This is a genomic window from Bradyrhizobium sp. i1.15.2 (assembly GCF_040548425.1).
GTDB lineage: Bacteria > Pseudomonadota > Alphaproteobacteria > Rhizobiales > Xanthobacteraceae > Bradyrhizobium > Bradyrhizobium canariense.
On sequence record NZ_JBEPRQ010000006.1, the window covers coordinates 302,290 to 316,765 of the forward strand.

Here is a 14,476-nt window from a genome sequence, read left to right on the forward strand (position 1 = left end):
GACGCGGCTGGATTGGACGAGACCCGGACGAGATCTATCCGGCCCGCGCGCTCGCGCAGACTTCTCGGGGCGGCATCACCGCCCCTTTTTGTTGACCATTTTTCCCGCCGTCGCCCGCGGTTTTCGCGAACCGATTCCGGCCCTGTCGCGACTCAATCCAGAGACCGCCGTCCGACGTGCGGGGCTCGTGATGCGCCGTGCTTAAGGGAGCCGCAACCGGGAGGCGCTAGCCTCTCGCCGATTTCTCGAATCAGCACGACCACCGGAATTTCCGACGCGATCGCCCGTCCGGGCCTCGCTCTCATGGGGAATATGGGACACATGTCGAAACGCCATGCGATGATCATTGCCGTCGGCATGCTTGCGAGCGCCTCCGCGCTTGCGCAGACCGAGACCATTGGGCAGGCCGGGCCCAGGCCGGCGACTGCGGCTGGCACGGTGCCGGCAGCCGCCAATCCGGCCCACGCAGCCGCCCCGAAAACTGCCGCGCCGGCGTCCGCTTCGACGGCAGAGAGCCGCTCGGCGGCGGCGCTCGCGCTGACGCATGAGCCGACCTATGACGAAGGATCCGCCCAGCGCATCAAGGATGCGGCGCTGAGCTATTCCGATCTGGCCGTACGCGGCGGCTGGCCGGCGATCCCGGTAGACGCCAAATTCGCGCCCGGCGCCCAGGGCGCCAATGACGATCTCCTGCGCAAGCGGCTGATCGTCTCCGGCGACCTTGCCGCCGACAGGGCAAGCGGCGCCTTCGACCAGGATCTCGCCGATGCCGTGAAACGCTTCCAGGCCCGCCACGGCCTCGCACCGACCGGAACGATGACGCCACGCACGATCGCGGCGATGAACGTGCCGGTGCAGACGCGCATCCGGCAGCTGGAGGCTTCGCTGCAGCGGCTCGAGAACATGAATTTCGGCTTCGGCCAGCGCTATGTCGTGGTCAACATCCCCGCCGCCTTCGCCGAAGCGGTCGAGAACGACGTCGTGGTAAGGCGTTATCGCGTGATCGTCGGCAAGACCGAAAAGCCCTCGCCGACGCTGACGGCCCAGATCAGCAGCGTCGTCCTCAATCCGACCTGGACGGTGCCTTCCTCGATCGCCAAGACCGAGATCTCCGCGCATATGCGCAAGGATCCTACCTATCTGTCGCGCATGCACATGGAGGTGCTCGACGCCCACGACAATCCGATCGATCCGAATTCGGTTGACTGGTCGGGCACGCATACGCCGAATTTCACCGTGCGCCAGCACAACGGCACGTTCAACGCGCTCGGCGCGGTCAAGATCGACATGCCGAATTCCTATTCGGTCTACATGCACGACACCAACCAGCGCAATCTGTTCAGCGATGATTACCGCTTCGATTCCCATGGCTGCTCGCGCGTCGACAATGTGCGCGATCTCGCCGCGTGGCTGTTGAAGGACCAGCCGAAATGGAGCCGCGCCGCGATCGACGCGGAAATCGCCAGCGGCCAGCATCTCGACGTCGCCATGGTGAAGAAAGTGCCGGTGGCCTGGATCTATCTCACGGCGTGGATGACCAAGGACCAGACCGTCCAGTTCCGCAACGACGTCTATAGCCAGGACGAGCAGCTGCTGGAGGCGACCGCCGAAGAGGCGGCCTTCTTCAGCAATGCCGGCAGCCATCCGCTGACCGCGCATATGACGAGATAGATCGCGCCATGCAATCGCGGCACAGGCGGCTGCACAGCCACCTCCGTTGCCGCGGTTGACCCTGGCCTCGCCCCGGCCGAACATTGCGCTTCGCCAACGAAAGCGAGCGCGATGTCCGACATGTCCAGCACGACCGAAATTCCTTACGCCGACGGCAAGATCCTCAAGCACATAGCCGGTGGCGTCGGCGTGATCACCTTCAACAATCCCGACAAGCGCAATGCGATGTCGCTGGAGATGTGGGAGGGATTTGGCGAGGCGCTGACAACCTTACGCGATGACGCTGCCGTGCGCGTCGTGATCCTGCGCGGCGGCGGCGGCAAGGCGTTCGTGTCGGGCGCCGACATCAGCCAGTTCGAGAAGGCACGCCATAACGCCGCCGCTTCCGAGGAATATGGCAAACGCAGCGCCGCCCAGCGCGCGCTGCTCGCCGATTATCCCAAGCCGACCATTGCCTGCATCCAGGGCTTTTGTCTCGGCGGCGGCATGCAAGTGGCGATGCTCGCGGACATCCGCATTGCCTCCCATGGCAGCCAGTTCGGCATTCCCGCGGCGAAGCTCGGCATCGCCTATGGCTATGACGGCTTGAAGCACCTGGTGTCGCTGGTTGGCCCGTCCTGGGCCCGGCTCCTGATGTATACGGGCATGCGCATCGATGCGTCGGAAGCGCTGCGCATCGGGTTGGTCGAGCGCGTGGTTCCGGAGGATCAGCTCTGGGGCGAGACCATGGCCATCGCCGAGACGATCTCGCAAAATGCGCCGCTCGCGATCAAGGCTGCCAAGCTCACCATCGCGCAAGTGTTGAAGGACGAAAGCGGGCGCGACATGGACGCGATCAAGGCGGCCGGCACGGCCTGCATGGACAGCGCGGATTTTCGCGAGGGCCGGCAGGCCTTCATGGAGAAGCGCAAGCCGCAGTTCCAGGGACGGTGATTCCGTCGTCAGCGAGCAAAATGAAAACAATCCAGAGTGCCTCTGCCTCTTCGTCGCTTGGCTCTTCGCGATGACGGCCGCCAACGTGAACATGCATTCACGAAGATTAAATTCCCACGCCGCTGCAACACCATAGCAACCAGCTGATTTGCTGGAAGTTCTCTCGCCATCAAACGAGGGAGATTGCGATGAAACTCAAATTTGCTGTTGTTGGTCTGGCTGCCCTGGGCGGCGCAACGCTCGCATCAGGACAGGCGCTCGCAGCGATGCCGAACGGCATTCCGCAGGCCGACCGTATCGCGAGCGGCCCGGCAGCCGACGTCGATCAGGTGCGCTGGGTCTGCAACCCCTGGGGTCGCTGCTTCTGGCGTCCGAACTATTATGGCGCCTACGGCTTTTACGGCGGCCCGCGACGCTTCTACGGCGGCCGTCCGTGGGGCTGGGGCCATCGCCACTGGCGTCGCTGGTGAACTGCAAGGGGCCGCGAGGCCTCTCTTCCTACAAAGCCGCGAGCACCGCCTTCGTGATGTCGGCGGTGCCGTTGCTGCCGCCGAATTCCATCGGCTTCAGGCCGCCGGCATAGACCTTGTCCACGGCGCGCTCAATTTGTTCGCCGGCCTCAGCCGCGCCCTCGACGCCGTGCTTGTCGGCGAGCCAGTCCAGCATCATCGCGGCCGACAGGATCATCCCGGTGGGATTGGCCTTGCCCTGCCCCATGATGTCGGGCGCGGTGCCGTGGCACGGCTGGAACACGGCGTATTTGTCGCCGATGTCTGCCGACGGCGCCATGCCGAGGCCGCCGATCAGGCTCGCGGTGATGTCGGAGACGATGTCGCCGAACATGTTCTCCATCACCATCACGTCGAAATCCCAGGGACGCTTCACCAGCATCGCCGAGCAGGCATCGACATAGAGCCGGTCGGTCTTCACCTCCGGATGACGCTTGGCGATGTCGTCGAAGATGCCGCGGAAGAACGCAAAGGCCTTGAACACGTTCGCCTTGTCGACGCAGGCGAGCGCGCCGGGCTTGCCGCGCGCCTTGCGCCGTTCGGCGAGGCGAAACGAGAACTCGAACAGGCGCTCGGATGTCTTGCGCGTGATCACCATGGTCTCGCGCGCCTCCTCATGGGTGACGACGCCCTTGCCCATCGAGGCGAACAGGCCTTCGGTAGACTCCCTGATCACGACGAGATCGATGCCGCGCTGGTCGGCGCCGACGATCGGGCTCGGTACGCCCGGAATGAGCCGCGCCGGGCGCACACCGGCATAGAGATCGAAGATGAAGCGCAGCTCGATCTGCGGCGCGATCTCGGTGTTGTCAGGGTAGCGCACCGACGGCAGACCGCAGGCGCCGAGCAGGATCGCGTCCGCATCCTCGCACAGCTTGATCGTGGTGTCGGGCATCGACTTGCCGGTGGCGAGATAATGATTGGCGCCCGCCGGCGCCTCGGTGAAGCGGAAGCTCAGGCCGGATTTCGTCTCGATCTTGCGCAGGACTTCGATGGCCGGCGCCATGACTTCGGGACCGATGCCGTCACCGGCGAGCACGGCAATGTGGAAGGCGTTATTTGCGGACATGGGGCTTCCGAATGAAGGAGAGAGAGACTCGTCATTGCGAGGAGCTCTTGCGACGAAGCAATCCAGACTGTTCCGCGGAGGGATTCTGGACTGCTTCGCTGCGCTCGCAATGACGGAGGATAGACCGAGGCTACGGCGTCAGCACCGTGCGGCCAACCACCGCGCCCTGCTGCAGCTGCACCAGCGCGTCGTTGGCCTTGGCGAGCGGCTGCCGCGTCACGGGGATCGGCGCTATGTTCTTCGCTCGCACGAGGTCGAGCAACTCCTGCGTCTCGCGCAAATTGCCGACATAGCTGCCCTGGATCGTCACCGCCTTGATCGGAATCAGCGGCAGCGCCCAGGTCGCGCCGCCGCCGAACAGGCCGACGAGCACGAGCTTGCCGCCCTTCGTCAGGCAGTCGAAGCCGAGTTGGGTGGTGGCGGCGTTGCCGACGAGATCGAGCACGGCGCGGATGGGACCACCGGCTTTCTTGGCAAGCTGCTCCAGCGCGTCGGGCGTCTTGGGATCGACGGTCGCGAGCGCGCCGGCTTGCTCCGCGGCTTCGCGCTTCTTCGCGTCGATGTCGACCATGATCGCGCCCTTGCCGCCCATCGCCTTCAGCAGCGACAGTGCCATCAGGCCAAGTCCGCCGGCACCGAACATCACGATCGGCGTGTCGAAGTGCTGCTCGAGCTTCTTCAGCGCGCTATAGGTCGTGACGCCCGAGCAGGCGTAGGGTGCGGCCGACGCGGGATCGAGGCCTCTCAGATTGAGCAAATAGCGCGGATGCGGCACCAGCATGTGGTCGGAATAGCCGCCGTCGCAATAGACGCCGAGCGAGCGCGGCGTCAGGCACATGTTCTCGTCACCGGCGAGACAGGTCGCGCATTTGCCGCAACCGATCCAGGGATAGACCAGCCCGACATCGCCGATCTTCACGTCGCCCTGGTCCGACGACTTCACGTCCGGGCCGAAGGCGAGGACCTCGCCGACCGTCTCGTGCCCCATGGTCAGCGGCAAATTGATGCCGCGGTCCTTCAGCGAGAGCGGCTTGCGGCCGTGGCCGAGATCGTAGCCGCCTTCCCAGATGTGAAGGTCGCTATGGCAGACGCCGGCGGCCTTTACCTTGATCAGCACCTGCGTGCCGGACGGCTGCGGCGTCGCCTCGTCGAACTCCTGCAGCGGCGCCTTGAAGTCGGCGACCTTGAAACTTTTCATTGGCGTCCTCCCGGATACTTTTCTTGTCGTCGCCACCATGGCATGGGCGACAGGACGAGACAAACTCGGACCTGTCTAGTTGAGGCTGACGGATGATGGCAAGCCGGCCACGCGCAAAGCCGGATTGCTTGCTGCAGGATGCTGCCTGTCAGACTGCCGTCAGCCTTATCGTCAGCCTTGCACGGCTGTTTTGCCCGACGGAATTGGTCCACCGTCGATGAGCCCGATCTCCGCGCGCAGCCGGTCCGTGTGCTCTCCAAGCACGGCCATCGTCGTGCCCGGTGTCGTGTCGGCACCGGTCATCCGGAACGGCAGATTGAGGACCTGGAACGAACCGCCTTCATCCTCAACAGACGAGAGCGCCTCACGGTGCGCGAGCTGCGGATCGGCCAGTGCTTCGGACACAGTGCGGTAGGCCGAGGCCGGCACGCCGGCCGCACCTAGCGCGACAAGACAGACATCGGTCGAGAGCTGCCGCGACCAGGCCTCGACACCGTCCATCAAGTCGGCCCAATGATCGCGGCGCGCCGCGTAGGCGGCGAAGCGCGGATCGGAAATCCAGTCGGGGCGGCCGATCACGCCCATCAGTCCCTGAAACGTCTTCTCGCTCGCGACCGTGATCATGACATAGCCATTGGCCGTCTCGGTCGGCCCGAACATCGGGCGCGGCGGCGGCTTCACCGCGAATTGCGAACTCTGCAACTCCGTCAGCGTCAGCGTCAGCATCGATTCCAGCATGGAAACGTCGATGTGCTGGCCGAGCCCAGTCAAGGTGCGCTGGTAGAGCGCCGACGCGATCGCGCCAAACCCGTAGGTGCCGGTGACGACGTCGGCATGGTAGATGCCGCAATAATCCGGGCGGCTGCGGCCGGGCTGGTAGGCGAGATGCGCCATGTCGTAACCGGAGGCTGCATGGATCACCGGCGCATAGGCCGGCAGCTCGGCCGACGGGCCGCTCTGGCCGTAGCCGGAGATCGAGCAGTAGATCAGCTTCGGATTGACGGTGCGTATTCTGTCATAGTCGAGCCGCAGCCGATGCATCACGCCGGGGCGAAAGTTCTCGACCAGGATGTCAGCAGTCGCGGCCAGCCGGCGGACCGCCTCCTTGCCGTCCTCGGACTTGAGGTCGAGCACGACGCTCTTCTTGCCGACGTTGAGCTGGCCGAACACGGTGCTGCAGCCCTTGCGCAGCGGCGGCCGGGTCCGCATCGTCTCGCCGCCGTCGGTCTCGATCTTGATGACCTCGGCGCCCATGTCGGCGAGCATCCGCGCGCAATGGGGACCGGCGATGGTGGTCGAAAAATCCAGGACACGGAGGCCGGCGAAGGCCTTTGTCGTGGTCCCCTCATGCTTATCTGATAGCTGCATGCCTGCTTGCGTCCTTGAGTCACTTAGGAACTTATCGAAGTTCTCTGTTGTTGGTGCGCCGACCCTAGAGGGCGGCGGCTGAGTAGGAAAGTCTTTACCGAACAGACACGTCTCGCGGGCGGCTTTGGGAATTCCGGGGCAACTGGACCCGTTCTTGCATAGCAGCAATCGGGCTCCGGCAGAGGGCAGCAGTTCTTGAGGGTCTTGTTCGTTACGACAGAAATGGACGACTTTGTCCGCGTCGGCGGACTTGGAGCCGTTTCCGCTGCACTCCCCCGAGCCCTCCGTCCTTTCGCCGACATCCGGGTCATGTTGCCTGGCTATCGCGACATCATCGAACAACTCACGCATATTCAGATCGTTGGCCGCTGTCCGGCGTTCGCGGAGATGCCGGCCTGCTCGCTCGGCCGCGCCGCGACCAAGGACGGTCTGCCGGTCTATGTGTTGTTGTGTTCGCAACTCTACGACCGGCCCGGCAACCCCTATGGCGACGAGTCCGGGCGCGACTGGCCCGACAACGACATCCGTTTCGCTCGCTTTGCCTCGGCCGCCGCTGAGCTCGCGATGGGCACGCTGGACAAGGATTGGGCAGCAGACCTGATCCATGCCAATGACTGGCAGGCTTCGCTCGTGCCGGCCTACCTCGCTTGGCGCGGCTCCAAGCTGCCGTCGATCCTGACCATTCATAACCTCGCCTATCAGGGCCTCTTCCCGAAGGACTCGCTGCGGCGGATCGGCGCACCGGAGAGCTCCTTCCATATCGACGGCGTCGAGTTCTACGACCAGCTCTCCTTCCTCAAGGCCGGGCTGGTCTACGCCTCGCATCTCACGACAGTCAGCGGCACCTATGCGCGGGAGATCACCACGGATGAATTCGGCTGCGGTCTCGAAGGCCTGCTTCGAGTCCGCTCCGACGCGGCCGAGCTCACCGGCATCCTCAACGGCATCGACGAGAGCTGGGACCCGCGTTCCTGCGCCCAGCTTGCCCAGCAGTTCGGCGCCGGCGACTGGATAGGCAAGAAGGCCAATGCGGACTATGTGCGCAAGCAGTTCGGGCTTGCGGTGTCGCGCGGCCCGATGTTCGGCATCGTCGCCCGGCTGGTGCACCAGAAGGGCATCGATCTCGTGCTGGCGGCGGCCGACGAGATCGTCGATGCCGGCGGGCAGATCGTGGTCACCGGCTCCGGGGAGCCGGCGCTCGAGCAGGCGCTGATCGACGCGCATCGCCGGCGCCCTGACGCGATCGGGGTCGTGATCGGCTTCAACGAGGCCCAGGCGCGCCGCATCTTCGCCGGCAGCGATTTCACATTGATGCCGTCACGCTTCGAGCCCTGCGGGCTCAGCCAGATGTACGCCCAGCGCTTCGGCTCGCTGCCGATCGGCCACCAGACCGGCGGCCTCGCCGAGACCATTACCGACGGCGAAACCGGCTTCCTGTTCTCAAAACCCTCGCACGAGTCCTTCCTCGGCGGCGTCCGCCGGGCGTTCTCCGCCTTCGTGGCACAGGACCAGCTCGACACCATGCGTCGCAGCGCGATGGGACGGTCGTTCTCCTGGAGCATCCCGGCCGGCAGCTACAACGCGCTGTACCGGAAGCTGGCGGCGGTGTGAGCGCGCGGCGACGGCGTGTCCTTCGCGCTCCGTCCTTGCGAGCGTAGCGAAGCAATCCAGACTGTTTCCGTGGCAGCAGCCTGGATTGCTTCGTCGCAAGGGCTCCTCGCAATGACGGTGGTTTGTGGCAACGGCGGAGGACTTCACCCCTTCCGGCGCTGATCCATCTGCGACCGTCCGATCCAGGCACGGTTAAGGCACCGCGTCATCCAGTCCGGCTGCAGCTCGCCGCGCAGCCTCGCCTGCGCTTCCTGGTAGGGACCGACATAGCGCAAGCGATCCGGCAACTTCGGGTAGACGCGTCGGATCCATTGCAGCGCGTTGTCGGCTGACCTCTTCTCGCGCTCATCAAGCTCGAACCCAAATCCCACACCCAGGCGTTCCGGCAGCAGGCTTGCCGTGAGCGCGCGATACCAGCGCGGCGGACGCAACCACGGGCGCGCGCCACCAAAGATTTGCGCGGCGATCTCGCGCGCCGCCGGACTGACAGTCAGCGTATCCGAGTGCGTCATTGCCGCGGTGTAGGCCGCAAAGCCTGACCAGTCCGCGGGCAGATCGTGTGCCGTCAACCCGAACAGGGCACCGAACAACCGACTCTCGGCCCAGTAGCGTTCGCGTTCCTCCGCCGAAAGCGGCGGCAAAACCAGATCATGCGACATCAGCGCGGTCTCGACCAGCGTGGCATGAACCCAGCGCAGCGACGGGATGTCGTTGGCACAGTAGCGCGAGCCTGCCGCGAACGGACCGACGGTCTCCGGCATCTCGCCGACGATCATGCTGTGGCGCCGGTGCAGTTGCCGCGACGACAACAGCGCGCGGTCGAGCGAGCCGAACACCATGGCAAAGACGATGTCGAAGGTGCGATGAAATCGTCCGATCGGATCGGCCAAGGTTTTCGAATGCTCGGCGATGGCAGCAGCGACCCAGGGATGCGCCAGCTGCAGCAACAGCGCACGACCGGCGCCGAGAAAGATCACGGCCTCGCGGTCGATCTGCCAGGTCATCGTGTCAGGGCCGAACACACCAGCAACCGGTCCCGCCATATCAGCACGAACCTGATCGAGGGCAGATTCCAGATCTCTCTCAGCGACCAATTGCAAGGCCTCGCGACGAAGACAGCGGGCGACAATAACCCGGACGGCCTTCCCGTGAAATCGTCACTGCGAGAAACAATGACGGACCGAGCCCTCACTCCGCCGCAATCGGCATGACGTCCATATGTTCGTGCAGCACCACGCCCGCAAGCGGATCGAACTCGCCAACCCAGGGCCTTCGCTCCAGCACGGACTTTGTGTGCGAATAGCCGGCATCCCAGCGCCGCATGATGCCGGACGGACTGAAGTCGATATCCTTGGTGTGGTTCTCGCGATCGAGCTGCGGCGCAAGCAGGCGCACGACATGCATGCGTGTCGGGCAACCATAGCTCGCCAATTCACGAACCGCCGGATCGCTGCGCTCGCTCTCGGGCAGTCGCGCGGCGAGCTGGTTGATGACATGGCGCAGGCGATGGGCTTGCTGCTGGCGCGTGATCTGGCTCGCGATGCGGCTGGAATACTGCACGTCCTTGTGCCGGTTCAAGACCTCCGCCATCGTGGTTGGCTCGGCGCCGACGGGATTCCACAAATGCACGGCGAAGATCAGCGAATTTTTACGCGGATTATCATCAAAGACCGCCTCGGTCGGCGTGTTCGACAAAATACCGCCGTCCCAATAGAGCTCGCCATCGATCCGCACGGCCGGAAACGCCGGCGGCAGCGCGCCTGACGCCATGACATGCTTCACCGTCAGCTCACCGTCGCGGCTGTCGAAATAGCGCATCTGGCTGTTGCGGACGTGAGCGGCGCCGACCGTCAACCGTGGCGCACAGCGATTGATCCGGCCGAAATCGACGAGCTCGAGCAGCGTCCGCTCCAGCGGGGCCGTCGAATAGAAGCCGGCGTGATCGGCTCCCAGCGGATAGGAATCGCCCGCATGCGCCAATGGATTCGGACGGAAGAAGCCGGGAATGCCGTGGGTCACGGTCGACCAATAGGCGAGCTTTTCGTTGAAGTCGGGAAACGCGGTGCGCAGATTCCAGACCGGATTCTGCTCCATTCGTTTCCAGAACTCCTTCAGGCGCTGCAGCCGCTGGTCGGGCGCGTTGCCCGCAATAAGGAAGGCATTGATGGCGCCGATCGAGGTGCCGATGATCCAGTCCGGCTCGATGCCGGCCTCGTGCAGCGCCTGGTACACCCCGGCCTGATAGGACCCGAGCGCACCGCCGCCCTGAAGCACCAGCACCACCTGGCCGGGCAGATCCTTCGACACGCTGGTATCGCGCTTTACGCCGTTCATATCCTGCTCCCTGAGAGCCCGTATCCTTGCCATGTTCGTTCCTCGCGATGTTTTGTTACGCGCTCGCCTTCAATGCGCGGTCCAGCCTCCGTCGACGGGCAACGCAATCCCGGTGATCGTGGCCGCCGCGTCGGTCGACAGGAATACGCTGAGCGCACCGAGCTCCTCGACGGTCGAGAAGCGCTTGTTCGGCTGTTGCGCCAGCAGCACGTCGCGGATCACCTGGTCGCGCGAGATCCCGTGCGCCTTGGCCTGTCCGTCGATCTGCGCCTCGACCAGCGGCGTATAGACATACCCGGGACAGATCGCGTTGCAGGTGATGCCCTCTTCTGCTGTCTCCAGCGCAGTCACCTTGGTGAGCCCGACGATGCCGTGCTTGGCCGCGACATAGGCCGCCTTGAACGGTGAGCCGACCAGGCCGTGCGCGGAGGCGATGTTGATGATCCGCCCGAACCCGTTCTGTCGCATTGCGGGCAGCGCGAGCCGCGTGGTGTGGAAGGCCGACGACAGATTGATCGCGAGGATCTGGTCCCATTTCTCGACCGGAAACTGCTCCAGCGGCGCAACGTGCTGGATGCCGGCATTGTTGATCAAGATATCCAGCCGGCCGGCCTGCGCAACCGTCGCCGTGATCATCTCGGCGATCGAATTCGGCCTGGTCATGTCGGCCGGCGAAAAGCTTGCCTTGACGCCGAACTCCGTCGCGATCTGCTCGCGCGTCCGATCGAGCTCGGCCGCCACACCAAGACCGTTCAGCACGATGTCGGCGCCGGCCGCGGCAAGTGCCCGCGCGATACCGAGGCCAATGCCACTGGTTGAGCCCGTGACCAGGGCAACCTTGCCGGCGAGCGCCCGGGCGGCGGACGTCTGCGGCTTGACGGACATATTCACTGGCAAATCCTCCGACATGACGACTGGTGTTAAGCCGACTGTGAAGCATCGCCCGGTTAGACGGAAATGCCCGTTGGCTTCCGAAACCATGCCCGTGCGCTATTGCGGCCGGGATGTCATTCTCCGCCCCGATCGGTTAGCCTCCGCCTAGTCTTCCTGGAGAGCCGATCCATGGAAATGCACCAGGTCCGCTATTTCCTCGCGGTGGCGCAGCTCTTGAACTTCACGCGTGCCGCCGAGGACTGCAACGTGACGCAGCCTTCGCTGACGCGCGCGATCAAGCAGCTCGAGGCCGAACTCGGCGGCGATCTGTTTCGCCGCGAACGGCCTGCGGCACAATTGACCGAGCTCGGCCAGCGCATGCATCCGCTGCTGAAGCAGTGTTTTGATGCGGCCACCGGCGCACGCTCGCTGGCCTCCTCTTTCCGCAGCGGCGAGATCGGCGCGCTTCGCGTCGCGCTGACGCATTCGATCGATCTTTCGCTCCTCATCCCGCATCTCAACCAGATCAAACGGCAGTTCAACCGGCTCGAATTCCGCTTCCTGCGCGGCTCGAGTCGTGAAGTGGCCGACTTGCTGAAGAAGGGCGAGGCCGAGCTCGGGATTGCCGCCGACATCGACGAGGCCTGGGAGCGGCTCGATGTCTGGCCGCTGTTCACCGAGAGCTTCGAGCTCGTGGTCAGCGACGGACACCGGCTCGCAGGCCGCAGCCGCATCGAATTGGACGATTTGCGCGCGGAGCAGCTGCTGAGCCGGACGTTTTGCGAGCATTCCGCCCGTATCTCGGCGAGCCTGCGCGAGCACGGCATCGCGGTCGAACAGGGTCACGAAATCTCGAACGAGCGCGACCTGATCGAGCTGGTCGAGGCCGACATCGGCATCGCCATGGTGCCGCACACCTCGCCCGTTCCGGAGACGCTGACGCGCGCTGCGGTCGCCGGGCTGGACGCCCGTCGCACCGTCAGCCTCTACGGGGTGGCCGGCCGGCAGCGTACGGCGGTGGCCAACGCCGTGATGCGCATGCTGCGCGGTGCGGATTGGCGGGAGATTGCGGGTTAGCGGCGACGCTCGCTGCCGACCCTTTTAGGCTTCCCTGCTCGCGCCTTCCAACGCCTCAAGCAGATCATCGATCTCCATCCGCTTGCGGAAGTCCGGATCGACGAAGCGGGCTTTCACGAGACCGTCGCGACCAACGACAAACACGGCCGGGATCGGCAGCATCCAGCCATCATTGCCGTGGAATTTCGCCATGTCCTGGTAGGACAACAGGCTCTGGATCTCGGCACCTAGCCAGATCGCGAGATTGAGCGACAGCGCATAGCCGTTGTCGAGGTCGGTCAGGATCGGAAATGGCGCATCAGCTTCCGCTTTGAGCTGCTGGGTATATTCCTGCGTCTCCGGCATGACCGCGACGATTCGCGCACCCATGGACTCGATGCGATCAAGCGCCTGGACCACCGCGCGAACATTCAGCCGGCAATAGGGGCACCAATGGCCGCGGAAGAACATCACGGCGACCGGGCCGCTCTCCAGCAGCGAGGACAGCGCGACGAGACGCCCGCTTTCGTCCGGCAACATGAACGGCGGCATCGCCTCGCCCGGACGCGGCGCGGTGTCGCCGCCGCCGTTTCCATTCAACCTGGTCACCAGATGATCGACTGCCTCGCCATAGGCCGGGAACACGTCGCGGCTGGCGTCGGCATAGGCGCGGAGCTGCTCGTTCAGCGTGCCATCCATGTCACGGCAGCGCTGGAAGGCGAGTTTGAGCCGCTCGGCATCGGCCGGCGAGAGAGAGGTCATCTTGCGCTCCAGCGTTCAGGGGACGAATATTAGGTGCCCGATCCGGCCGCCCGCAAGGGGCGGCCGTCATGCGCACGCGATCAGTTCACGTAGAAATTGCCGGTCGGGTCCAACCGCCCCGAGGTGGAATACAGCGATCCGTTGTCCATGAAGAAGACGGTGTTGTCGGGAACCTTCTTGGCGCTCTTCATCATGGCCTCGTGGTTCTTCTCCGCCGGGGCCATGGCCATCGCCGACATCTTGCCGGGTCCGCCATACATGTAGGCCATGCCGGCCTTGAAGTCCCATGTGGCCTCCGAGAAGGCCGATGTGGCGATGACCGCGAACGCAGCCGTGGCAATCAAGGTCTTGGACAATGTCGTCATGAGATGCTTCTCCGGATTGACGTGAACGCCCGCCAATCGGGCGCCCTGCCATCGAACGCCAATCGCTGGGAAAGCGGAAATGCCGATCCCCAATCGGTTCGATAGCGAGCGCGTATCGGGCCCGATAGCGCCGGTCTATCGCAGCGAGAGCGAAAGAGCATTTCAGAACGAGCACTCTTTCGACGAAAGTCCCGACATAGCCGGCGACCATTGCGGTTGCGGCCAACACAGGAGACGTCCCGATGTTCAAGCATCACACCTTGTCGCGCGCGGTCTGGCCCGGCCTTGCCATCCTCGGCGTATTGACACTCTCGGCGCAGCCAGTCTCCGCCGGCGAATGCCCGGCCGACAAGATCAAGCCGAACGCGCAGCAGATGGTCGACTACAAGCCGGTCGGCGTCACCGACGTCACGCTCGGCGCCATCGACCTCGGCAAACAGCCGGCGCATATCGAAGGCCGCGAGCTGCGCTTCCGCAAGCTGACCATCGAGCCCGGCGGCATCGTGCCCTGGCACAGCCATGACGACCGCCCTGCCCTGATCTTCGTGCAGCAGGGCGAGATCGTCGAACACGCGTCCAACTGCGTCGATCCGATCGTGCACAAGGCCGGCGACATCCGCCCCGAGGTCTACGGCACCTCGCACTGGTGGAAGAACCTCGGCAAGGAAACGGTCATTCTCTATGTCGGCGACGTCCGCAAGGACCCGCACGACCACAACATGTAACG

General features: G+C 64.5%; 14 protein-coding genes. 6 read left to right on the forward strand and 8 right to left on the reverse strand.

Annotated elements, in window-relative coordinates; translation table 11 throughout:
• The first annotated feature begins 321 nt into the window (after positions 1-321).
• The 3 genes from ABIB80_RS14585 (at position 322) to ABIB80_RS14595 (ending at position 3,074) form a co-directional block, all read left to right on the forward strand.
• Positions 322-1,671 carry a L,D-transpeptidase family protein gene (locus tag ABIB80_RS14585; protein WP_354127762.1) on the forward strand — a complete coding sequence of 450 codons (1,350 nt, stop codon included), beginning with the start codon at positions 322-324 and terminating at the stop codon, positions 1,669-1,671.
• A 111-nt stretch (positions 1,672-1,782) separates the two neighbouring features.
• On the forward strand, positions 1,783-2,604 hold the full coding sequence (locus ABIB80_RS14590) for an enoyl-CoA hydratase (protein ID WP_354127763.1): 822 nt from the start codon (positions 1,783-1,785) through the stop codon (positions 2,602-2,604).
• A 188-nt stretch (positions 2,605-2,792) separates the two neighbouring features.
• Positions 2,793-3,074 (forward strand): hypothetical protein, encoded by a 282-nt coding sequence (locus ABIB80_RS14595; protein ID WP_007593987.1) that lies wholly within the window; start codon positions 2,793-2,795, stop codon positions 3,072-3,074.
• A 28-nt stretch (positions 3,075-3,102) separates the two neighbouring features.
• Here the strand turns inward: ABIB80_RS14595 and ABIB80_RS14600 are convergent, their stop codons facing one another.
• The 3 genes from ABIB80_RS14600 to ABIB80_RS14610 all read right to left on the reverse strand — a co-directional run bounded on the left by ABIB80_RS14600 (position 3,103) and on the right by ABIB80_RS14610 (position 6,748).
• Positions 3,103-4,182: an isocitrate/isopropylmalate dehydrogenase family protein gene (locus ABIB80_RS14600; RefSeq protein ID WP_219682746.1), complete on the reverse strand. Its 1,080-nt coding sequence runs from the start codon at positions 4,180-4,182 to the stop codon at positions 3,103-3,105.
• A gap of 130 nt (positions 4,183-4,312) precedes the next feature.
• Positions 4,313-5,380, reverse strand: a complete 1,068-nt coding sequence (locus ABIB80_RS14605; protein ID WP_354127764.1) for an alcohol dehydrogenase — start codon at positions 5,378-5,380, stop codon at positions 4,313-4,315.
• Between the two features lie 171 nt (positions 5,381-5,551).
• Positions 5,552-6,748 carry a CaiB/BaiF CoA transferase family protein gene (locus tag ABIB80_RS14610; protein WP_354127765.1) on the reverse strand — a complete coding sequence of 399 codons (1,197 nt, stop codon included), beginning with the start codon at positions 6,746-6,748 and terminating at the stop codon, positions 5,552-5,554.
• 195 nt (positions 6,749-6,943) lie between these two features.
• On the opposite strand from ABIB80_RS14610, the gene glgA reads away from it, so the two are divergent.
• Positions 6,944-8,359, forward strand: coding sequence for a glycogen synthase GlgA (gene glgA / locus ABIB80_RS14615; RefSeq protein WP_219682748.1), 1,416 nt, complete (start codon positions 6,944-6,946; stop codon positions 8,357-8,359).
• Positions 8,360-8,502: 143 nt separating this feature from the next.
• Here the strand turns inward: glgA and ABIB80_RS14620 are convergent, their stop codons facing one another.
• The 3 genes from ABIB80_RS14620 to ABIB80_RS14630 all read right to left on the reverse strand — a co-directional run bounded on the left by ABIB80_RS14620 (position 8,503) and on the right by ABIB80_RS14630 (position 11,578).
• On the reverse strand, positions 8,503-9,453 hold the full coding sequence (locus ABIB80_RS14620; RefSeq protein ID WP_354127766.1) for an oxygenase MpaB family protein: 951 nt from the start codon (positions 9,451-9,453) through the stop codon (positions 8,503-8,505).
• Positions 9,454-9,547: 94 nt separating this feature from the next.
• The gene (locus ABIB80_RS14625; protein ID WP_354127767.1) at positions 9,548-10,693 is read right to left on the reverse strand and encodes a patatin-like phospholipase family protein; all 1,146 of its coding nucleotides are present in this window, start codon (positions 10,691-10,693) and stop codon (positions 9,548-9,550) included.
• 69 nt (positions 10,694-10,762) lie between these two features.
• On the reverse strand, positions 10,763-11,578 hold the full coding sequence (locus ABIB80_RS14630) for a 3-hydroxybutyrate dehydrogenase (RefSeq protein WP_088940931.1): 816 nt from the start codon (positions 11,576-11,578) through the stop codon (positions 10,763-10,765).
• Positions 11,579-11,755: 177 nt separating this feature from the next.
• Between ABIB80_RS14630 and ABIB80_RS14635 the strand changes: the two genes are divergently transcribed.
• Positions 11,756-12,643 (forward strand): LysR family transcriptional regulator, encoded by an 888-nt coding sequence (locus tag ABIB80_RS14635; RefSeq protein WP_354127768.1) that lies wholly within the window; start codon positions 11,756-11,758, stop codon positions 12,641-12,643.
• Positions 12,644-12,667: 24 nt separating this feature from the next.
• Here ABIB80_RS14635 and ABIB80_RS14640 read toward each other — a convergent pair whose 3' ends face one another.
• Together ABIB80_RS14640 and ABIB80_RS14645 are read right to left on the reverse strand one after the other, a co-directional pair.
• A complete protein-coding gene (locus ABIB80_RS14640; protein ID WP_354127769.1) occupies positions 12,668-13,384 on the reverse strand; it encodes a peroxiredoxin-like family protein in 717 nt (238 codons plus the stop codon).
• A gap of 80 nt (positions 13,385-13,464) precedes the next feature.
• Complete coding sequence (locus tag ABIB80_RS14645; protein ID WP_007594003.1) at positions 13,465-13,749, reverse strand: hypothetical protein; 285 nt, start codon at positions 13,747-13,749, stop codon at positions 13,465-13,467.
• 242 nt (positions 13,750-13,991) lie between these two features.
• On the opposite strand from ABIB80_RS14645, the gene ABIB80_RS14650 reads away from it, so the two are divergent.
• Positions 13,992-14,474: a cupin domain-containing protein gene (locus ABIB80_RS14650; RefSeq protein ID WP_354127770.1), complete on the forward strand. Its 483-nt coding sequence runs from the start codon at positions 13,992-13,994 to the stop codon at positions 14,472-14,474.
• Positions 14,475-14,476: the final 2 nt, after the last annotated feature.